Annotated in this window: 20 protein-coding genes; 6 read left to right on the top strand and 14 right to left on the bottom strand. The window is 72.9% G+C overall.

Annotation, left to right across the window (positions count from 1 at the left end; all coding sequences use genetic code 11):
- Positions 1–22 precede the first annotated feature (22 nt).
- The 3 genes from OSR43_RS04835 to OSR43_RS04825 all read right to left on the bottom strand — a co-directional run bounded on the left by OSR43_RS04835 (position 23) and on the right by OSR43_RS04825 (position 3,417).
- Positions 23–961: a carbohydrate ABC transporter permease gene (locus tag OSR43_RS04835; protein ID WP_302269936.1), complete on the bottom strand. Its 939-nt coding sequence runs from the start codon at positions 959–961 to the stop codon at positions 23–25.
- On the bottom strand, positions 958–1,920 hold the full coding sequence (locus OSR43_RS04830) for a carbohydrate ABC transporter permease (protein ID WP_302269935.1): 963 nt from the start codon (positions 1,918–1,920) through the stop codon (positions 958–960). The genes OSR43_RS04835 and OSR43_RS04830 overlap by 4 nt, the downstream gene beginning before the upstream one ends.
- Positions 1,921–2,037: 117 nt before the next feature.
- Complete coding sequence (locus tag OSR43_RS04825; RefSeq protein WP_302269933.1) at positions 2,038–3,417, bottom strand: ABC transporter substrate-binding protein; 1,380 nt, start codon at positions 3,415–3,417, stop codon at positions 2,038–2,040.
- 274 nt (positions 3,418–3,691) lie between these two features.
- Between OSR43_RS04825 and OSR43_RS04820 the strand changes: the two genes are divergently transcribed.
- Positions 3,692–4,069: a co-chaperone YbbN gene (locus tag OSR43_RS04820; RefSeq protein WP_302269932.1), complete on the top strand. Its 378-nt coding sequence runs from the start codon at positions 3,692–3,694 to the stop codon at positions 4,067–4,069.
- 37 nt (positions 4,070–4,106) lie between these two features.
- Complete coding sequence (locus OSR43_RS04815) at positions 4,107–4,745, top strand: bifunctional 2-polyprenyl-6-hydroxyphenol methylase/3-demethylubiquinol 3-O-methyltransferase UbiG (protein WP_302269931.1); 639 nt, start codon at positions 4,107–4,109, stop codon at positions 4,743–4,745.
- On the opposite strand, the gene OSR43_RS04810 is transcribed toward OSR43_RS04815, so the two are convergent.
- The 5 genes from OSR43_RS04810 to mca form a co-directional block, all read right to left on the bottom strand.
- Positions 4,729–5,817: an endonuclease/exonuclease/phosphatase family protein gene (locus tag OSR43_RS04810; protein WP_302269929.1), complete on the bottom strand. Its 1,089-nt coding sequence runs from the start codon at positions 5,815–5,817 to the stop codon at positions 4,729–4,731. The genes OSR43_RS04815 and OSR43_RS04810 overlap by 17 nt on opposite strands.
- A gap of 61 nt (positions 5,818–5,878) precedes the next feature.
- Entirely contained in the window at positions 5,879–6,787 is a 909-nt protein-coding gene (locus OSR43_RS04805) for an endonuclease/exonuclease/phosphatase family protein (RefSeq protein WP_302269928.1), read from the bottom strand.
- Positions 6,788–6,867: 80 nt separating this feature from the next.
- Complete coding sequence (locus OSR43_RS04800; RefSeq protein WP_302269927.1) at positions 6,868–7,755, bottom strand: endonuclease/exonuclease/phosphatase family protein; 888 nt, start codon at positions 7,753–7,755, stop codon at positions 6,868–6,870.
- A 100-nt stretch (positions 7,756–7,855) separates the two neighbouring features.
- Positions 7,856–8,170, bottom strand: a complete 315-nt coding sequence (locus OSR43_RS04795; protein ID WP_302269926.1) for a hypothetical protein — start codon at positions 8,168–8,170, stop codon at positions 7,856–7,858.
- A gap of 13 nt (positions 8,171–8,183) precedes the next feature.
- Positions 8,184–9,080: a mycothiol conjugate amidase Mca gene (mca, locus tag OSR43_RS04790; protein ID WP_302269925.1), complete on the bottom strand. Its 897-nt coding sequence runs from the start codon at positions 9,078–9,080 to the stop codon at positions 8,184–8,186.
- A gap of 57 nt (positions 9,081–9,137) precedes the next feature.
- Between mca and OSR43_RS04785 the strand changes: the two genes are divergently transcribed.
- A complete protein-coding gene (locus OSR43_RS04785) occupies positions 9,138–9,542 on the top strand; it encodes a DUF4307 domain-containing protein (RefSeq protein WP_302269924.1) in 405 nt (134 codons plus the stop codon).
- A gap of 207 nt (positions 9,543–9,749) precedes the next feature.
- Complete coding sequence (gene greA, locus OSR43_RS04780) at positions 9,750–10,253, top strand: transcription elongation factor GreA (RefSeq protein WP_302269923.1); 504 nt, start codon at positions 9,750–9,752, stop codon at positions 10,251–10,253.
- Between the two features lie 291 nt (positions 10,254–10,544).
- Here greA and ilvA read toward each other — a convergent pair whose 3' ends face one another.
- Genes ilvA through OSR43_RS04765 form a run of 3 tightly spaced genes read right to left on the bottom strand, consistent with a single transcriptional unit; the run spans position 10,545 to position 14,332 of the window.
- Positions 10,545–11,765: a threonine ammonia-lyase gene (gene ilvA / locus OSR43_RS04775; protein WP_302269922.1), complete on the bottom strand. Its 1,221-nt coding sequence runs from the start codon at positions 11,763–11,765 to the stop codon at positions 10,545–10,547.
- Positions 11,762–13,156, bottom strand: coding sequence for an AI-2E family transporter (locus OSR43_RS04770; RefSeq protein WP_302269921.1), 1,395 nt, complete (start codon positions 13,154–13,156; stop codon positions 11,762–11,764). The genes ilvA and OSR43_RS04770 overlap by 4 nt, the downstream gene beginning before the upstream one ends.
- Positions 13,157–13,165: 9 nt before the next feature.
- Entirely contained in the window at positions 13,166–14,332 is a 1,167-nt protein-coding gene (locus OSR43_RS04765; RefSeq protein WP_302269920.1) for a cystathionine gamma-synthase, read from the bottom strand.
- A gap of 107 nt (positions 14,333–14,439) precedes the next feature.
- On the opposite strand from OSR43_RS04765, the gene msrA reads away from it, so the two are divergent.
- The gene (gene msrA / locus OSR43_RS04760) at positions 14,440–15,087 is read left to right on the top strand and encodes a peptide-methionine (S)-S-oxide reductase MsrA (RefSeq protein ID WP_302269918.1); all 648 of its coding nucleotides are present in this window, start codon (positions 14,440–14,442) and stop codon (positions 15,085–15,087) included.
- 60 nt (positions 15,088–15,147) lie between these two features.
- On the opposite strand, the gene OSR43_RS04755 is transcribed toward msrA, so the two are convergent.
- Complete coding sequence (locus tag OSR43_RS04755; protein WP_302269916.1) at positions 15,148–16,410, bottom strand: hypothetical protein; 1,263 nt, start codon at positions 16,408–16,410, stop codon at positions 15,148–15,150.
- On the bottom strand, positions 16,407–16,949 hold the full coding sequence (locus OSR43_RS04750) for a SigE family RNA polymerase sigma factor (protein WP_302269915.1): 543 nt from the start codon (positions 16,947–16,949) through the stop codon (positions 16,407–16,409). Before OSR43_RS04750 ends, OSR43_RS04755 begins: the two co-directional genes overlap by 4 nt.
- Before the next feature lie 140 nt (positions 16,950–17,089).
- Here OSR43_RS04750 and OSR43_RS04745 point away from each other — a divergent pair, with 140 nt between their 5' ends.
- Positions 17,090–18,421, top strand: coding sequence for an AarF/ABC1/UbiB kinase family protein (locus tag OSR43_RS04745; protein WP_302269914.1), 1,332 nt, complete (start codon positions 17,090–17,092; stop codon positions 18,419–18,421).
- Between the two features lies 1 nt (position 18,422).
- Here OSR43_RS04745 and OSR43_RS04740 read toward each other — a convergent pair whose 3' ends face one another.
- Positions 18,423–19,157 carry a VOC family protein gene (locus OSR43_RS04740; protein WP_302269913.1) on the bottom strand — a complete coding sequence of 245 codons (735 nt, stop codon included), beginning with the start codon at positions 19,155–19,157 and terminating at the stop codon, positions 18,423–18,425.
- Between the last annotated feature and the right edge of the window lie 7 nt (positions 19,158–19,164).

Genomic DNA, 19,164 nt, shown 5'->3' with positions numbered 1-19,164 from the left:
CGGGCCCCCACCCGCGGGCCGGTCACCCCTTGACGCTTCCCGCGAGCAGGCCGCGGACGAAGTAGCGCTGCAGGGCCAGGAACACCACGAGCGGGACGATCAGCGACACGAACGCGCCCGCGGACAGCAGGTACCAGTCCTGCCCGCGCGTGCCCGAGAGCTCCGCGAGCCGCACCGTCAGCGGGGCGATCTCCGGGTTGCTGCCGAAGACCAGCGCGACGAGCAGGTCGTTCCAGACCCACAGGAACTGGAAGATGCCGAACGCCGCGATCGCGGGCGCCATGAGCGGCAGCATGATCTTGGTGAAGATCTGCACGTGCCCCGCGCCGTCGACCCGGGCGGACTCGATGAGCTCGCCGGGGATCTGGTTCATGAAGTTGTGCAGCAGGTAGATCGCAAGCGGCAGCGCGAAGATCGAGTGCGAGAGCCAGATCGTGTAGAGCCCGCCGCCCGGCGCGTCCGAGCCCGCGAGCGGCTGCAGGTTGAACGGCGGCTGCACGTAGAGCTTGAGCAGCGGGATCATCGTGACCTGGATCGGCACGATCTGCAGCGCGAAGATCGCCACGAACAGGAAGTCGCGGCCGGGGAACTTCATCCACGCGAAGGCGTAGGCCGCCATCGTCGCGATGCTGATCGGGATCAGCACCGAGGGGATGGTGATGACGATCGAGTTGATGAAGTACGTCGCGAGGTTGGTCGTGGAGCCGTTGAGCACCTCGTCGTAGTTGTCGAGGGTGAACCCCCAGTTCCACAGCGACGTCCACCAGCCGCTGCTGGTGATCTCCTCCTCGGGCCGGAAGGAGGTGACCAGCAGGCCGAAGGTCGGGATGGTCCACACGACCGCGATGACCACGGCCGCCAGGGACGCCCACGGCGAGCTCAGGCCCCGCTTGGCGCTCGAGGCCACGGACTCCTGGGCGACGATCGCCTCGACGCCCTTCTCCTCGGGGATGACGGTCATCGTGCCTCCAGCTTGCGCATCTGACGGACGTTGTAGATCACGATCGGCATGACGAGCACGAAGATCAGGACGGCGATCGCGGTGGCCGTGCCCTGGTCGTAGGAGCGGAAGTACTCCACGTAGAACTGGTAGGCCAGCACGCTGGTGTCGTAGTTGCCACCGGTCGTCGTGCGGACGATGTCGAAGGCCTTGAGCGTGGTGATGCTGATCGTGGTGAGCACGACGATGAGCGAGGGCCGGATGCTCGGCACGGTGATGTGGCGGAACATCTTCATGCCGCCCACGCCGTCGAGCCGGGCCGCCTCGATGATGTCCTCGGGGATCGCCTTGATGGAGGCCGAGAGGATCGTCATCGCGAAGCCGGCCTGGACCCAGATCAGGATGACGATCAGGAAGACGGTGTTCCAGGGCTCGGTGAGCAGGAACCGGTAGGAGTCGATGCCGACCCAGTTGAGCAGCTGGTTGGCCAGGCCGATCTGGCCGCGGCTGCTGTCGCGGTAGTCGTAGACGAACTTCCAGATGATCGACGCGCCGACCAGCGAGATGGCCATCGGCAGGAAGATCAGCGCCTTGGCGAACTTCTCGAACCGGGAGCGGTCGACCAGCACGGCGTACACCAGGCCGACGAGGGTGGAGACGACCGGCACCAGGATCACCCAGGCGGCGGTGTTGAGCAGCACGCGCACCTGGTCGGAGTCGGTGAAGATCGTCTGGTAGTTCTCGAGCCCGACGACCTCGTCGCCGGTGTTGTCGAGGAACGACTGGTAGATGCTGGTGATGGCCGGGTAGAGCAGGCCGAGGGCGATCAGCAGGACCGCCGGCAGCACGAAGGCGGCCGACTGCACCAGCTCGCCGCGGCGCGACCGGAGACGTTGGGTCAGCAGCAGGATCAGCCCGACCACGGCGAAGAACACCGCGACCGCGATCACCATCTGGGTGAACTTCTCACCGGTTGACATGGGGCACTCCGGAGGGCTCGGGCCGGGCGCGGACGCTCACCGGCCGGGTCGTACGACGGGGGCAGGACGACAGAGGCCTCCCGGCCGGTCGTCACGACCGGCCGGGAGGGTCCTCAGTCACTCCTCCCAGGACTCCTCGATCTTGGTGAGGGAGTCCTCGGTGCTCTGGTCCTGCGCGATCCAGGCCGTCATCTCGGTCCAGAAGGAGCCGGCGCCGACGGCACCGGGCATCTGGTCGGAGCCGTCGAAGCGGAAGACCGCGTCGGGGTCCTGGAAGATCTCCGCCGACAGCTGGTCGATCGGGCTGGAGAGGTTGGAGATCTCCAGGCCGGTGTTGGCGCTGACCCAGCCGCCGCCCGGGGTGGCCTTGGCCTTCTCGTTGGCCCACACGTCGCTGGACAGGTAGGTCTGGAAGGCCTGGACCTCCGGCTCGTCGGAGAACGCCGCGACGAACTCGCCGCCGCCGAGGACCGGGCTGCCGAAGTCCTCACCGATCGCCGGGAGGTAGAAGGCGAAGACGTCGCCGTCCTCGGCGATCTTGGTGCCCTCGGGCCAGTTGGCGGCGTAGAAGCTCGCCATCCGGTGCATGGCGCACTCCTCGTCGAGGATCGGCAGGCCGCCCTCCTGGAAGGGGGTCGTCGCGATCGACTTCACGTCGCCGATGCCGCCGTTGACGTACTCCTCGTTCTTGAGGATCCCGCCGACGGTGTCGAGGCCCTCGACGACCGCGGGGTCGTTGAAGGGGATCTCGTGGTTGACCCACTGGTCGTAGACGTCCGGGCCGCCGGTGCGCAGCAGGACGTCCTCGAGCCAGTCGGTGGCCGGCCAGCCGGTCGCCTCGCCGGACTCGATGCCGGCGCACCAGGGCTTGATCTTGCCGTCCTGGGCGATCTGGTCGGACAGGGCGATCATGTCGTCCCAGGTCTCGGGGATCTCCCAGCCGTTCTCCTCGAACATCGACGGGGAGTACCAGACGAACGACTTGACGTTGGCGCCCAGCGGGGCGGCGTAGAACTTGCCGTCGACGCTGCCGTAGCCCTTCCAGTCCTCGCCGAAGAACTCGTCGACGTTCGCCTCGGTGCCCTCGGGCGCCTCGACGACCTTGCCGGTGCTGACCAGGTTCTTCAGCAGGCCCGGCTGCGGGACGTAGGCGATGTCCGGCGGGTTGCCGGCCTGCACGCGCACCTGCAGCTGCGCCTCGAACTCCTTGGAGCCCTCGTACTTGACGTCGGCCCCGGTGCAGTCCTCGAAGACCTTCCAGGAGTCGATGTGCGGCTGGTCCTCGGGGGCGACGATCGAGGTGTAGACCGTGACGTCGCGACCGCTCAGGTCGCCGAACTCCGTCAGGCCCTCGCACTCGGCCTTGCCCTCGCCGGGCGAGGTGCCGCCGGCGCTGCCGCCGCCGCCTTCGCTGTCGTCGGCGCACCCTGCGAGCACCGCGCTGGCGGCGAGCAGGACGGCCGCGCCTGCGAGGCCGGATCTCTTCAGTGAACGCATGCGTTCTCCCTATCTTGTCCCGTGGTCGGTCGCCTGCGTCGGACTCGCGGCGACCGTGCCGCAACAGATGCAAGCGCTTGCGCACCCTGTGGTCAAGGTCACCGGCGGGGCGTCGCGTCACGATTCTGTAACACGACCGTCGCCTCGCGGTCCCCTGGGTGGAAACGCTTCCACTGGTCTGGACCAGCGCCGTGCCGAGTCGTCGCCCGGAGAGGTCGGCAGGGCGGTCGTCGGCCCGGTCCGGCCGTCACCCGGCGCGTCGTACCGTTGAGGCATGGCGACCATCGAGCTGACCGCTGCGAACTTCGAGCAGAACGTCGCGGGGAGCGACATCCTCCTCGTCGACTTCTGGGCGAGCTGGTGCGGCCCGTGCCGCCAGTTCGCGCCGACCTACGAGGCGGCCTCCGAGCAGCACTCCGACATCACCTTCGGCTCGGTCGACACCGAGGCCCAGCAGGAGCTCGCCGCAGCGGCCCGGATCACCTCGATCCCGACGCTGATGGCGTTCCGCGAGGGGATCCTCGTGTTCGCCCAGCCCGGTGCGCTCCCGCCGCAGGGCCTCGAGCAGCTCATCGGCGCGGTGCGCGAGCTCGACATGGACGACGTGCGTCGCCAGGCTGCCGCGGCCGGCCAGGACACCGCCGGCGCCTGACCCGGCGCGCGGCGACCCGGCGTGCTTGGATCGGGCGGTGGACGCCGAGGACTGGGACGAGCGGTACGCCACCAGCGAGCTCGTCTGGTCCGCCGGGCCGAACGTGTTCATCGCCGAGGCCTGCGCCGACCTGCCCCCGGGCCGCGCGCTCGACCTGGCGGCCGGCGAGGGACGCAACGCCCTCTGGCTGGCTCACCGCGGCTGGTCGGTGACCGCGCTCGACTTCTCCCCGGTCGCGCTGGACAAGGGCCGCCGGCTCGCCGGCGACACGGCCGTGGAGTGGGTGCTGGCCGACGCGACCACCTGGCGCCCGCCGGCCGGCACGGCGTACGACCTGGTGGTGGTGGCCTACCTGCAGCTGCCCGCCGTCGAGCGCCGCGCCGCCGTCGCGACGGCGTACGACGCACTGGTGCCGGGTGGCACGCTCCTGCTCGTCGCGCACGACAGCAGCAACCTCGCCGAGGGCACCGGCGGCCCCCGCGACCCCGCGGTGCTGATGACCGCCGAGGACGTCCTCGGCGACCTCGCCGACCGGCCGCACGAGGTGGTGCGGGCCGAGCGCGCCGCGCGCACCGTCGAGCCGGGTCACGGCGGGGAGGCCGAGCGGACGGCGTGGGACTGCGTCGTTCAGGTCCGGCGCGCGAGCGCGCCGCCGGGGGCTAGCCCAGCGGGCTGATCGTCACCGTCGCGTGGATGAACGCGTGGTCGGTCGCGGACCGCACCGGAGCGCCGTAGTCGACGACGTGACCGCTGAAGGACACTCCCCCGACGCCCATGATCTTGTCGATCTTCACGGGCCCGGCACCCACGCAGGACGACGGCGTCGCGCCGTTCGAGCCGACCATGCCCGTCGCCGCGGCGACGCGGCAGCCGAACTCGGTGTGCTCGTTGGTGTCACCCATCAGCAGCACCGGGTGGCCGCTGGCGCGCAGCCGCTGGACCAGCGCGATCTCGGCGGCCGTGGCGCTGTCGCGGTCGGCCTCCTGGTCGCGCGGGGAGTTGTGGACGTCGATCACCCAGAACTCGCCACCGGTCGCCAGGTCGCGCAGCAGCACGTACGGGATCGGGCGCTGCTGGTGGTCGAACGTGGTCGTGATGGAGCCGCTGTCGACGAGCGTGAAGAGGTCGTTGCGCCAGCCGATCTGGAGCCGGACGCCCTGGTTCCCCAGCGCCTGGCCCGGCCAGATCGTCCAGCCCGGCAGGCGGCCCTGCAGGACCGCGAGCTGGTCGTCCTGCACCTCCTGCAGCCCCACGAGGTCGACCCCGCGGCCGAGGATCGTCGTCGCGTGCATCGCGGCGCGTCCGGTGCCGTTGGCGCGGTGCTGGCTGCCTTGGACGTTGAGCGTGCCGATGTCGAAGGTGAACGGCGCACCGCTCGCCTGCCCGGTCATGGCGGTGGTCCCGGACTCCACCGCGTCCACCAGGCCGGCGGCCGACCGCACCGAGACCTTCGGCAGGCGGCGCAGCGGGGCGCCGGCCTCCTCGAGGCGGTACGGCGGGGCGGCCGGCGCGACGAGGCCGGAGACTGCTGCGACGCGGCCACGGGAGGCCTCGGCGGCGCGGCCCGCGGACCGCGAGACCTGGTCGGCACGGGCGACCACGCGGGCTCCGCTCACCTCTGCCGGCGTGCCGACCGCGATCGGCACGCGCACCTCGCGCGGGGCGAGGGTCAGGCCGGCGGCAACCGCGAGCCCGGTGAGGATCGCGGCCACCACGAGGACGACAGGGACGGTGGGACGGCGACGCACCGCAGCAGGGTACCGGTCCTGCACGTCTCCGTGTCCTTCCTGCGCGAGCTGGTCCCGCGGGTCAGCGCCCGCGCGCCGGGCGCACGCGCACCCGGGCGTGGATGAGCTCGTGGTCGCTCGACTTCCGGACGCGGGGGCCGCGGTCCTCCTGGTAGTGGCTGAACTTCACCCGGCGGCCGCCGAGGACCCAGTCGATGCGCAGGCGTCGCTTCGGCGGCTTGCAGCCACGGGCGCCGGGGTTGCCGCCGTTCGCGGCGCGCAGGTCGGTGCGGGCGGTGAGCTTGCAGTAGAACTCGCGCTTCTCGTTGGCGTCGGCGGTCAGGAACACCGGGTTGCCCTTCCTCCGCAGCCGCTGGACGAGCCGGACCTGCTTGGCGGTGGCGGAGTCGCGCTCGCCCTCCATGCCCCTGGGCGAGTTGTGCACGTCGATGACGAAGAAGCGGCGGTCGGTGCGCCGGTCCCGCAGGCGCACCCACGGGATCGGGCGCCGCTGGCGGTCGAAGCGGGTCACCACGGAGCCGTGGCCGACCATCTCGAACTGCCGCTTGCGGAAGGCGATCTGCAGCCGCACGCCCTGGTTGCCCAGGCTGGTGCCGGGCCAGATCCGGTAGCCGGGCAGCCGGTTGCGCAGCACGCGCAGCTGGTCCTTCTGCACCTCCTGCAGGCCGATGACGTCGATCCCGCGCTTCTGGATCGAGCCGGCGGTCCACCGGGCGCGCTGGGTGCCGGGCGCGAAGCCGCCGCGGCCACGCGTGTGCTGGCTGCCGAGCACGTTGAAGGTGCCGATCTTGAAGCCGAAGCCGGTCGGCTTGCGCGCCGACTCCACGGCAGCGCGCGCGGGCGCGCCCACCAGGAGGCTGGCGGCGAGGGCCATCACGAGCGCGAGGGTGACGGTGACCGTGTGGGTGCGGGCCGGTCGCTGGGGGCCCTGGGCGTGGGTGACGGACGGTGCGGTCGTGACTCGGGGCATCCGGGGACGGTAGTCAGGACTGGTCCAGACCAGCAAGTCGCCTTACCTTCGCGGCACCGCCCGCGGACCGGGCCGTCGCGTCAGCGGCGACGCGCCCGCATGGTGACCGACGCCCGGACCAGGGCGTGGTCGCTGGCCACCCGCACCGAGGACCCCTCCAGGACGCCGTAGCCGGAGAACCTCATCGGACCACCGCCGAAGATCCAGTCGATGAGCAGGCGGCCCGGCGGCGGGCTGCACTCGCGTGGGGAGGCGGCCGACCCTCCGTTCGCGGCGACGAGGTCGGTCCGGCCTACCAGCGAGCAGAAGACCTCCTCGTGCTCGTTCATGTCGCCCACGACGAAGACTGCCCGACCCGTGGCGCGCAGCTCGCGCACGAGCCGGACCACCTTGCGGGTGGCCGAGTCGCGCTCGGCCTCCAGGCCGCGGGGGCTGTTGTGCACGTCGACGACGTAGAGCTTGCGGCCGGTGCCGCGGTGCTCCAGCAGCACCCACGGGACCGGTCGCCGCTGCCGGTCGAACGCCGTGGTGACGCTGCCGTGGTCGAGCAGGCGGAACATCCAGGACTTCCACGCGATCTGGAGCCGGAGGCCGCCGCCGCCGAGCGACGTGCCCGGCCACACGGCGTACCCGTCGAGCCGGCGCTGCAGCACCTGCAGCTGGTCGGCCTGGACCTCCTGGAAGCCCACGACGTCGAGGCCCTTGCGCTGCACCAGGCCGGCGGTGACCCGCGCGCGCATCCGCCCGGGCCCCCAGCCGCCCTTGCCGGCGGTGTGCTGGCTGCCGAGCTGGTTGAAGGTGCCGATGTCGAAGGTCGGGCTGATCGGGCGGGCGGGCTCCGCACCCGCCGGGGGCAGCAGCGGCGCGGCGACCGGTCCGGTCGCCAGGACGGCCGCCACGAGGGCGGTCACGCAGCAGGCGACGAGGGCGCGGACGCGTCGTCCGGGCGCGGGGCTGGAGGAGGGCACTGCGCGACCCTAGGCAGGACGGGTGCCCCGACCGAAGGGTCCGGACCCAGATGCAGCCGTCCGCGCGGAGGAATGGCCCGTGCGGGCCATCCGCGCCCTCTCAGTCGGTGGAGGGGCCGGGTGACCCGGGCGACTCCGGCGCGCCGGGCGACTCCCGCCGCATCTCCTCGGCACGCGCCTGCGGCTCCTCCGAGCGCGGGCGGCGGTCCGAGGGGTCGTACCGGCCGGCGTCCTCGGAGGACTGGGCGTTGCGCAGCCGGTGGGTCAGGCTCCACCCGAGCAGGCCGACCGCGACCGCGAGCGCGATGAAGATGCCGAAGGCCAGCCAGCCGGCCTTGACGTCCTCGGGCTCCGGCGCCTGCTCCGCGGCACGGACGAGCGCGTCGGTGAGGAGCGGGACGAGGTCGAGGGCCATGGTGCCCATCCTCTCAGGCGGGGTCGGTGATGCCGGCGAAGAGGTCGCTCTCGGGGACCTCGGAGGGGACGTGGCTCACGACGAGCTCGAAGTCCTCGGTCGGCCACACCTCCTCCTGGATCTCCCGCGGCACCGCGAACCACATGCCGTCGGGGTCGATCTGGGTGGCGTGGGCGAGGAGGGCCTGGTCGCGGACGCCGAAGTACTCCGCGCAGGGCACCCGGGTGGTGATCCGCGCGTCCCAGTCGGGCTCGGGCTTCCAGTCCGCGAGCCGCTCGACGTACGGCGACTCCAGCCCGTGGGCCAGCATCGCGTCGTGGATCGCCTGGGTCTTGGGGCGGTTGAAGCCGTGGTGGTAGTAGAGCTTGAGCGGCTGCCACGGCTCACCGAGGTCGGGGTACCGCTCGGGGTCGCCGGCCGCCTCGAACGCCGCGACGGTCACCTCGTGGCACTTGATGTGGTCGGGGTGGGGGTAGCCCCCGCGCTCGTCGTACGTCGTGACGACGTGCGGGCGCAGCTCGCGGATCAGCCGCACGAGCGGCGCGGCCGCCTCCTCCAGCGGCACCAGCGCGAAGCAGCCCTCGGGCAGCGGCGGCTTCGGGTCCCCCTCGGGCCAGCCGGAGTCGACGAAGCCGAGCCAGTCCTGGGTGACGCCGAGGATGTCGCGGGCCCGCTCCATCTCCTGGCGCCGGATCTCGGTGATGTTCGCCGCGATGTCGGGCCGGTCCATCTTCGGGTTCAGGATCGAGCCGCGCTCGCCACCGGTGCAGGTGACGACGTGGACGTCGACCCCCTGGGCGACGTACATCGCCGTGGACGCGGCGCCCTTGCTCGACTCGTCGTCGGGGTGGGCGTGGACGTGCATCAGCCGGAGACCCGACCGGGGCTGCGGTGACCCGTGGTGCGACATGGGGCCGATCCTAGGTCGCCCGCCCCCGGCCACCGGACGGGTGGGACCATGGGAGCCATGAGCACCGACGTCCTGGCCGAGCGGTACGGCGCCCCGGCGCCCTGGCGACGTCGGGCGTCGGTGGTCGCGGCGGTGGTCCTGGGGGTCCTCTTCCTCGGCTGGCTGGCCTGGACGGCGTGGGCGCACTCGACCCCCGAGGTCACCTCGGAGCTGGAGACGTTCGAGGTCGTCGACGAGCACACCGTCGACGCGGTGGTGGTCGTCGACCTGCGCGACGACGGCGTGGAGGCGGACTGCCTGCTGCGCGCCTTCGCCGAGGACCACACCACGGTGGGCGAGCTGGAGTTCCGGCCCGACCCGGCCCTGGGGCAGCGCCAGGAGCAGTCGGTGCGCACCGACCGCCGCGCGACGTCCCTGGAGCTGCTCGGCTGCAAGGCCGACGGGCAGACCCGCTATCGCTGACCTGCGGAACCGGTGGCCGCTTGTTACAGTGGCCGATCTGACTGTCCCGCCCGGGCCGTCCAGAGGAGGGCCCGAGACGCCGGCCCACGGCGTCAGCACCAGTGCCGCGGCGTACGAGCACACCCTCGGCGCACCCGATCGGGACCAGTTCCACGCACGCAGGGCGGGCACCCCCCGCCCCACCCGTTCGCACCATCAGGAGTTGCCATGACCCAGTCGACCGAGCAGGGCACCGTCTGGCTGACCCAGGACGCCCACGACAAGCTCGCGGCCGAGCTCGAGAACCTCAAGGGCCCCGTCCGCCAGGAGGTCATCGAGCGGATCGCCGCCGCCCGCGACGAGGGCGATCTGAAGGAGAACGGCGGCTACCACGCCGCCCGTGAGGAGCAGGGTCGCGTCGAGGGCCGGATCCGGCAGCTCGAGGACATGCTGCGCCGCGCCGAGATCGGCGAGACGCCTCCCGACGACGGCATCGTCGAGCCCGGCATGATCGTGACCTACAAGTTCGTCGGCGACGACGACGACGAGACCGAGACGTTCCTCCTCGGTGCCCGCGAGATCGAGCCCGAAGGCCTCACGGTGTACTCCCCGCAGTCGCCGCTCGGCTCGGCGATCAACGGCAAGAAGAAGGGCGACACCGTCGCCTACGAGGCGCCGAACGGCAAGACCCTCGAGGTCGTCATCGTCGACGCCACGCCGTACACCGGCTGACGCGCCTCCACCCAGCAGGAGCCCCACCAGCAGCGCCCCCGGCCGGTCGGCCGGGGGCGCTGCTGCGTCCTGGGGGCGTCGCGACGCCGCGCCGGACGCCGCGCCGGCTTGCAACGCGCTGTCCAGAGGTCTACCGCGCCGACGGGTCGGCGCGGTAGACGCTCGACCGGCGCGGTAGACGCTCGACCGGCGCGGTAGACGCTCGACCGGCGCGGTACACGCTCGAACAGCGCGGTAGGCCACCGGACGACGCGGTGGATGAGCGAACGGCGCGTTGCATCCCGCGACGGCTCAGGAGCGACCCTCGGCGACGCGGTAGCCGCGCTCGCGGAGCCGGGCGACCACCCGCTCGGCGTGCGGCGCGCCCCGGGTCTCCAGCTGGAGGTGCACCTCGACCTCGTCGAGGTGCAGGGTGGGCGAGATCCGCTCGTGCACGACCTCGAGGACGTTCGCGCCCGCGGCGCTGACCTCGACCAGGAGCTGGGCGAGGCCGCCGGGGACGTCGGGGATCGTCAGCGTCAGGTTGACGTAGCGACCGGCGGCGGCCATGCCGTGCCGGATCACCTTGCCCAGCAGGAGGGGGTCGATGTTGCCGCCGGAGAGCACCGCGACCGCGGGCGTCGGGAAGCCGGCCGGGTCGTCGAGCAGCGCCGCCACGGCGGCGGCACCGGCGGGCTCGACGACCATCTTGGCCCGCTCGACCAGCGCGAGGAGGGCGCGCGATAGCGAGTCCTCCGAGACCGTCCGGATCTCGTCGACGTGGTCGCGGACGGCGGCGAAGGTGAGGTCGCCGGGCAGTCCGACCGCGATGCCGTCGGCCATCGTCTTCATCGTCTCCAGGGCGACCGGCCGGCCCTGTTCCAGCGAGGCGGGGTACGCCGCGGCGCCGGCCGCCTGGACGCCGACGACGCGGACGTCGGGCCGGGCCGCCTTGACCGCCATCGCGATCCCGGCCAGCAGTCCCCCGCCACCGGTCGGCACCAGCACGGTCCGCACCTCGGGCGCCTGCTCGAGGACCTCGAGCCCGGCCGTGGCCTGCCCGACCACGATGTCGGCGTGGTCGAAGGGGTGGATGAGCACCGCACCGGTCTCGGCCTCGAAGCGGCGGGCCGCGACCAGCGACTCCTCGAGGAAGCGGCCCTCGAACACCACTTCCGCGCCGTACCCGCGGGTCGCCTTCTCCTTGTTGATCGGGGCGCCCTCGGGCATGAAGACGGTGGCCTTGGTGCCGAGCATCCGCGCGGCCAGCGCCACGCCCTGGGCGTGGTTGCCGGCCGAGGCCGCGACCACGCCGCGGGCGCGCTCCTCCTCGGAGAGCCGCGCGATCCGGACGTAGGCGCCGCGGGCCTTGAAGGACCCGGTGCGCTGCAGGTTCTCGCACTTGAGCAGCACCGGCCCCCCGGCGAGGTCGGAGAGCCAGCGCGACTCCTCCATCGGCGTGCGCACGGCCACGCCCTCGAGCAGCTCGCGGGCGGCCTCGATCTCGGCGAGGGAGACGGGCCCGGTGGTCACAGCGGGCTCTCCGGGTCCTCCGGCACCTCGACCTGGGCACCGGTCTCCTCGTAGTCCTCCTGCAGCTCCTCGACGGGATCCGCGTCGGGCGCGGTGTTGGCGGCCAGGTGGGCGACCACCGCGTTGCCGGCGGCGGCGAGCGGCACGGCGACCAGGGCACCGGCGACGCCGGCGACGACGACGCCGCAGGCGATGGCGACGATGACCGCCAGCGGGTGGACCGAGACCCAGCGACCGAGCAGGAACGGCTGCAGCACGTGTCCCTCGACCTGCTGGACCACGATCACGCCGGCGAGCATGAGCAGCGCGGTGATGGGTCCCTGGTCGACCAGCGCGACCAGCACCGCCACCGAGCCGGCTATGGTCGCACCGATCATCGGGACGAACGAGCCGAGGAAGACCAGCACGCCGATTGCCAGCACGAACGGGACGCCCAGCACCGCGGCGACGATCGCGATGCCGATGGCGTCCACGAGCGCGACGATCACCGTCGCCCGCACGAACTGGGTCAGCGAGACCCAGGCGACGCGGCCGGAGCTGTCGACGTGCTCGCGGGCGGCGCGGGGCGCGATCCGGACGAGGAACGCCCAGATCCGCTCGCCGTCGGCCAGGAAGAAGTACGTCGCGAACAGCACGATGAAGAAGCCGGCGAACACGTGGGTGACCGCCGAGCCGACCTCGCTGACCTGCGAGACGACCCCGCCGTTGCGCGAGCCCTCGGTGATCGCCTGCTGCGTGGCGTCGATGTAGTCGTTGATCTGGCTGTCGCTGGCGTTGAGCGGCCCGTCCTTGAGCCAGGTCTTGATCTCGCCGAGCCCCTTGACGGTCTGGTCGGCGAGGTCGGTCGCGCCCGTGGCGACCTGCTGCCCGGCGAAGGTCAGCAGCAGCGCCACCAGCCCGAGCCCGCCGATGACCACCGAGATCGACGCCAGCCCCCGCGGCAGGCCGAGGCGGTGCAGGCCCGCCACGATCGGCGAGACCAGCGCGGCGACGAGCAGCGCCACCGCGAGCGGGATGCTGATGACCGAGAAGAACCCGACCAGCCGCAGCAGCAGGTAGCTGGCCGCACAGATGACCAGCAGCCGCCAGGCCCACGCCGCAGCGAGGTCGACGCCCCAGGGCACTTGGGCCCGCGAGAAGTTCGACGGCCCGGTCGGGATCGGCGCCGGCGCCGGGCGGCGGTCCACGCGCATCTGCGCCCACTGCTGGGCGAGCCGCTGCGCGAGCCCGTCGTCGTCGTCGGCGATCCGCGGCAGCCGCAGCGCCAGGCGCCGGCGGTGCTCCTGCTCGGCCCGCTCCCGGCCGCCGCCTCCCGCCGTGCCCGCCGGCGGGCCTGCCGCCGGACCGCTGTCCGGGCTCTCTGCGGGGCCCTTGCCCGGCTGCTCGTCCACCTCGTCGACCTAGCCGCGCGTCCCGAGCGCCTGGGCCAGGTCGGCGACCAGGTCCTCGGCGGTCTCGATGCCGACGCTGAGGCGGACCAAGTCCGCGGGGACCTCGAGATCGGTGCCCGCGACGCTCGCGTGGGTCATCCGGCCCGGGTGCTCGATGAGCGACTCGACGCCGCCGAGGGACTCACCGAGGGTGAATACCCGGGCGCGCTCGCAGACCTGGAGCGCCTGCTGCTCGCCGCCGGCGACGCGGAAGGACACCATGCCGCCGTACCGCTTCATCTGCCTGCTGGCGGTCGCGTGGCCCGGGTGCTCCTCGAGGCCGGGGTAGATCACCTGCGTCACGTCGGGGTGGCTGCTGAGGAACTCCACGACCCGCTCGGCGTTGTCGCAGTGCCGCTCCATCCGCAGGGCGAGCGTCTTCAGCCCGCGCAGCACCAGCCAGGAGTCGAACGGGCCGGCCACCGAGCCCATGGCGTTCTGGTGGAAGGCGATGCTCTCGGCCAGCTCGAGGTCGCGGACGACGAGCGCACCGCCGACGACGTCGGAGTGGCCGCCGCAGTACTTCGTCGTCGAGTGCACGACCACGTCCGCGCCGAGCGTGAGCGGCTGCTGGAGGTACGGCGAGGCGAAGGTGTTGTCGACGACGAGGAGCGCGCCCGCCTCGTGCGCCACACCGGCGAGCGCCTCGATGTCGGCGATGTTGAGCAGCGGGTTGGTCGGCGTCTCGATCCAGACCATCTTCGTGCGGCCCGGCTCGATCGCGGCGCGGACCGCGTCGACGTCGGAGACCGCCGCGGTGGTGTGGTCGACGCCCCAGACCTTGACGACCTTGTCGAAGAGGCGGTGCGTGCCGCCGTAGGCGTCGTCGGGGAAGACCACGTGGTCGCCGGCCTTGAGCGCCGAGCGCACGAGGGTGTCCTCGGCCGCGAGGCCGGAGGCGAACGCGAAGCCTCGCTCCCCCTCCTCCAGCGCGGCGATGTTGCCCTCCAGCGCGGTGCGCGTGGGGTTGCCGGACCGGCTGTACTCGTAGCCGCCGCGCAGTCCTCCCACGCCGTCCTGCTTGTACGTCGACGTCGCGTAGATGGGCGGGATGACCGCACCGGTCGCGGCGTCGGGCTCGTAGCCCGCGTGGATCGCCCGCGTCTCGAACCCTGCCTTCTGCTGCTGTTCGCTCACCCCGTGAGGTTACCCACGACCGGCGACGTCCAGCGGGGCGGGAACGTCTCGACCGGCCGCGGTGTTGGACCTGGTGCCAGGATCGGGACGACCCCCAGGAGGCCCACGTGTTCTTCGCCCGCAAGCAGACCCAGCTGATCGACGCCGAGCAGACGCTGCCCGGACGCACCGAGCGCTGGTTCGACCTGACCGACAAGCACCTGGTGCTGGGCACGCCGGTCGTGACCGACGAGGCGCCGGCCGGCCTCGAGGTGGCGGTCTTCGGGCTCGGCTGCTTCTGGGGCGCCGAGGAGATCTACTGGCAGCAGCCCGGCGTGTGGTCGACGTCGGTCGGGTACGCCGGCGGCACGACGCCGCACCCGTCGTACGAGGAGGTGTGCTCGGGCGCGACGAACCACACCGAGGCCGTGCGCGTCGTCTTCGACCCCGCGGTCGTCTCCTACGCCGACCTGGTCAAGATCTTCTTCGAGGTCCACGACCCGACCCAGGGCATGCGCCAGGGCAACGACGTGGGCACGCAGTACCGCTCGGCGCTGTACTTCACCAGCCCCGAGCAGGAGCGGGTCGCCCGCGAGCTGACCGAGGTGTACGGCGCCGAGCTGCGCCGCCGCGGGCTGGGCGAGATCACCACCGAGATCCGCGAGGTCCCGACGTACTACTACGCCGAGGACGTGCACCAGCAGTACCTCGCGAAGAACCCGCACGGCTACCGCTGCCACGCCAACACCGGCGTGAAGTTCCCGCAGACCGCCTGATCGACCGACGACGGGCCCCCGCCTCGCAGGCGGGGGCCCGTCGTCGCTCGCGGGCGGGGCTCAGGAGAGCCACTCCACGAGGTGCTCGGTCGCGGGGCCGTCGTCTGCCCCGGGCTCCACGCCCGGCGCCGGCTCCCCACCCACCTCCTGGATCGTGCTCCACAGCGTGAGGTCGGACCCGTCCGGCACCGGCTCCCGGCTGGTCCAGAGCGACGTCGCGGCCCCCACCGCCCACAGCTCCCCGCTCACCGGGTCCAGGACGTAGGGGCCGCCCTCGCCGCCGGAGACCACCGCGACCCGGCCCCCGTCGCCGATGTGCCCGCCGACGCCCGCGTCGTCGATGGTGAGGACCCGGTCCCCCTCCGTGGTGACGACCTGCAACCGGTCTCTCGAGCGGCCGCAGACCTGGCCGAGCAGCAGCCGGTCCCCGATCCGCTCCAGCGCCTGGACGCCGCAGCCCGGGTCCAGGTGCGGGTCGATCGACTGCTCCTCCCCGGAGACCAGGTCCCGCACGTGCACGCGGGCCGCCGTCCCGGTCGACCCGTCGGACCAGGTCAGCTCGTCACCGGTGACGTCGAGGTCACCCACCACGGTCGCGTGCTCGTCGCGGACGTCCGAGCTGTCGTCGAGCGACACCGACCAGAGCTCGTGCTCGGCCTGCCCCGGCTCGGTGTAGAGCGTGAGGTAGAGGCGCCCGTCGTGCTCGGTCGGGCTGTACGCCTGTGCCGGGGGCAGCCCGGGCCAGCGCATGGTCGACCAGGTGCCGGCGGCGCGGTCGAGGACGCGCACGGCCAGCCGCTCGTCGGACCAGTGGCTCTCGCGGAAGACCAGGCGGTCCTCGCCGAGAGCGATCGTCGAGGTCTCGTCGAGGGGCTGGGGACCGCCGGGCAGCCAGCTCGTCGCGCCGTCGGACGGGTCGACGATCCCCACCGGCGTGCGACCGCCTCGCCCGGTGGACGCGCGGAGGACGACTCCCTGACCGTCGTCGGTGACCCCCACGAACCTCTCGGCCCGTCGGCGGTCCTCCAGGCGGCTGGCCAGCACGCGGTAGTCGGTGCCCTCGACCGCGGGCCGGGCCTCGTCGAGCGTCACCGACGGGCCGGCGGAGCCGTCCGTCGCGGGCGCCGGGCCGTCGGGTCCCGGCCCGCCGACGGTCGCACCGACCACGGCCACCATCGCCGTGGCTGCGGCGACCGACGCGACCGTCGCCGCGCGGCGGTGGCGGCGCCGGCGTCCCCCGAGCCGCACCACCTCCGTGAGGTCGAGGTGGTCGGGCGGCTCGGTGGCCGACGTGTCGTGCAGCAGCTGCCTGAGCTCGTTCACGGGTACCTCCGGGTGCCGGGGATGGCGAGCTCGTCGGACGACGCGCTCTCGAACATGTCGCGCAGCGAGGCGATGCCTCGGGCGGTCTGGCTCTTGACCGTGCCCTCGCGGCAGCCGAGGACCGCCGCGGTCTCGCGGACGTCGAGGTCCTCGAAGTACCGCAGGACGACGCAGGCCCGTTGCCGCCGCGGCAACCGGCCGAGGGCCGCCATCAGCGCCGCCCGGTCGGTGACCGCGGCGGCGACGTCCTCACCCGACGCCAGGGTGACGTCGGCCTCCACCGGTCTCTCCCGGCTCGAGCGGCGCCGGCTCGCGTCCAGGAACGCGCTGACCACCGCGCGCCGCGCGTAGGCCATCTCGCCGCCCTGCCGCTCCAGGCGGGGCCAGTTCGTGTAGACCCGGACCAGCGCCTCCTGGACGTGGTCGGAGGCCCGGTCCCAGTCGCCGCACATGAGGTACGCCGTACGTCGGAGCCGGCCGCGGGCGGCCACCGCGAACTCGGTGAACCCCTCGTCGGTGCGGTCCCGTCGCCCGGTCACCGGTCGCTCCTGCTCAGCTGCACGCCCCATGAACGAGGTGGGCGGCGGATCGGTTGCACGCCCACGGCCAGGTCGTGCTCCCGGCGACGCCACGCCCGGACCGCCCCGACGGGTGCCCACCCCGACGGCATGATGGAGCCATGACCGAGCTCCCGCGCAAGGCGGTCGCCCGCACCGCTCGGCTGGCGGCCCTGCCGCTCGGCTTCGCCGGGCGCAACGCACTCGGGCTGGGCAAGCGCCTCGGCGGCCGGCCGGCCGAGACGGTGATGACCGAGATCCAGCAGCGCACGGCCGAGCAGCTCTTCCGCACCCTCGGCGAGCTCAAGGGCGGGGCGATGAAGTTCGGGCAAGCGCTCTCGGTGCTCGAGGCGGCCCTGCCCGACGAGCTCGCCGGTCCCTACCGCGAGCAGCTCACCCTGCTGCAGGACTCCGCTCCCCCGATGCCCACCTCCACCGTCCGAGAGGCGCTCGCCCGGGACCTCGGCCCCGGCTGGCGCGAGCAGCTGGTCTGGCTCGACGGCGGGCCGACCGCGGCCGCCTCCATCGGCCAGGTCCACCGCGGCCGCTGGCACGACGGGCGCGAGGTCGCGGTCAAGGTGCAGTACCCCGGCGCCGGCGACGCCCTCCGCTCCGACCTGCGCCAGCTCGCGCGGCTCGCCCGCACCGTGGGCTCGGTCGTGCCCGGCGTCGACATCAAGCCGCTGGTCGCCGAGCTGCAGGCGCGCGCGGTCGACGAGCTCGACTACCGGCTCGAGGCGGAGGCGCAGCAGGTGTACGCCGACGCGTTCGCCGGCGACCCCGACATCGCGGTCCCGGGCGTGGTCGCCGTCGGCGAGACCGTCCTGGTCACCGAGTGGCTCGAGAGCGAGTCGTCCCTCGCGGCCGTCATCGCCGGGGGCACCCGGGAGGACCGCGACCGCTTCGGCGAGCTGTTCGCCCGCTTCCTCTTCGCCGGGCCCGAGCGCACCGGCATGCTGCACGCCGACCCGCACCCCGGGAACTTCCGCGTCGTCCGGGACCCCGACGGCGGACCGGCGAGGATGGGCGTGCTCGACTACGGCGCCGTCGCCCGGCTGGAGACCCAGGGCCTGCCGGAGGCCATGGGCACGCTGATCCGGCTCGCCGCGGCCGGCGACACCCAGGGACTGGTCGAGGGCCTGCGCGCGGAGGGCTTCCTGCGCCCCGGCATCCAGGTCGACCCCGAGCTGGTGCTGGAGTACCTCGCGCCGTTCGTCGAGCCGACCCAGGTCGAGCGGTTCCGGTTCTCCCGGGAGTGGATGCGCGAGCAGTTCCAGCGGATCAACGACCCCCGCTCCCCGACGTACACGCTGGCGATGAAGCTGAACCTGCCGCCGTCGTACCTGCTCATCCACCGCACCTGGCTGGGTGGGATCGGGGTGCTCAGCCAGCTCGAGGCCGAGGCGCCGTTCCGCGCGATCCTGGAGGAGCACCTGCCCGGGTTCGCCGGCTGACTCAGGCCGGCGGCGGCACGTCGGGCACGCGGTCGGTGATGCAGTACGCCGGCCCCACGGGCGGCCGCAGCACGGTCCACTCCTCGTGGACGCCCGCCACCTCCGCGCCGAGGGCGACGTGCCGCGCGGTCTCGGCGGCCCGGTCGGTGGTGGCGAGGTCGAGGTGCGCGGTGACCTGCTCCTGGTCGTCGTCGAGGCGCTGGACGAGGACCTGGAGCGGGAGCTGCGGCGGGCGCGTGAGCCGGTGGAACTCCGAGCCCGACGACTGCACCGGCCAGCCGGTCACCGCCGACCAGAAGGCGAGCTCCGCGTCGTGCAGCCGCGGCGGCACGTCCAGGCACACCTGGTCGACCGCCGAGGTGTGCCCGCCCCAGTCGACCGGTGCGGGTCGCACCACCGCACGGTGGGTGACGAAGCAGAACGGCAGCCCTCCGGGCGAGCGGAGGACGGCGTAGTCCCCCGACCGCACGAGCGTCGCACCCTCGGCGACCGCACGCTCGACGGCCGGGCCGACCTCGGCCACGTGGAGGTCGAGGTGGATGCGGGAGGGACCCTCGCCGAGGCGCTGGACCCGCAGGTGGTCGTCGCCGTCGGCGGGCAGCAGCGTGGCGAACTCGCCATCGTCGCCGCGGGTGGTGGAGACCCCGTAGCCGGTGACGGCCGCCCAGTGGGCGAGCCCGCGCTCGAGCTCGTCGGGGGCCAGGTCGAGGAACGCGCTGAGCCAGGACGGGTGCACGCCCACC

Origin of the sequence: Nocardioides sp. Arc9.136, from assembly GCF_030506255.1 — a bacterium.
Lineage (GTDB): Bacteria > Actinomycetota > Actinomycetes > Propionibacteriales > Nocardioidaceae > Nocardioides.
Note: the sequence above shows the minus strand (reverse complement) of the source record. Positions and strands in the feature narration are given on the sequence as shown.

Coding starts and splice junctions, on each gene's coding strand:
- OSR43_RS04835 (WP_302269936.1), bottom strand. CDS start 961: ATGACCGTCATCCCCGAGGAGAAGGGCGTCGAGGCGATCGTCGCCCAG.
- OSR43_RS04830 (WP_302269935.1), bottom strand. CDS start 1,920: ATGTCAACCGGTGAGAAGTTCACCCAGATGGTGATCGCGGTCGCGGTG.
- OSR43_RS04825 (WP_302269933.1), bottom strand. CDS start 3,417: ATGCGTTCACTGAAGAGATCCGGCCTCGCAGGCGCGGCCGTCCTGCTC.
- OSR43_RS04820 (WP_302269932.1), top strand. CDS start 3,692: ATGGCGACCATCGAGCTGACCGCTGCGAACTTCGAGCAGAACGTCGCG.
- OSR43_RS04805 (WP_302269928.1), bottom strand. CDS start 6,787: ATGCCCCGAGTCACGACCGCACCGTCCGTCACCCACGCCCAGGGCCCC.
- OSR43_RS04795 (WP_302269926.1), bottom strand. CDS start 8,170: ATGGCCCTCGACCTCGTCCCGCTCCTCACCGACGCGCTCGTCCGTGCC.
- mca (WP_302269925.1), bottom strand. CDS start 9,080: ATGTCGCACCACGGGTCACCGCAGCCCCGGTCGGGTCTCCGGCTGATG.
- OSR43_RS04785 (WP_302269924.1), top strand. CDS start 9,138: ATGAGCACCGACGTCCTGGCCGAGCGGTACGGCGCCCCGGCGCCCTGG.
- greA (WP_302269923.1), top strand. CDS start 9,750: ATGACCCAGTCGACCGAGCAGGGCACCGTCTGGCTGACCCAGGACGCC.
- OSR43_RS04745 (WP_302269914.1), top strand. CDS start 17,090: ATGACCGAGCTCCCGCGCAAGGCGGTCGCCCGCACCGCTCGGCTGGCG.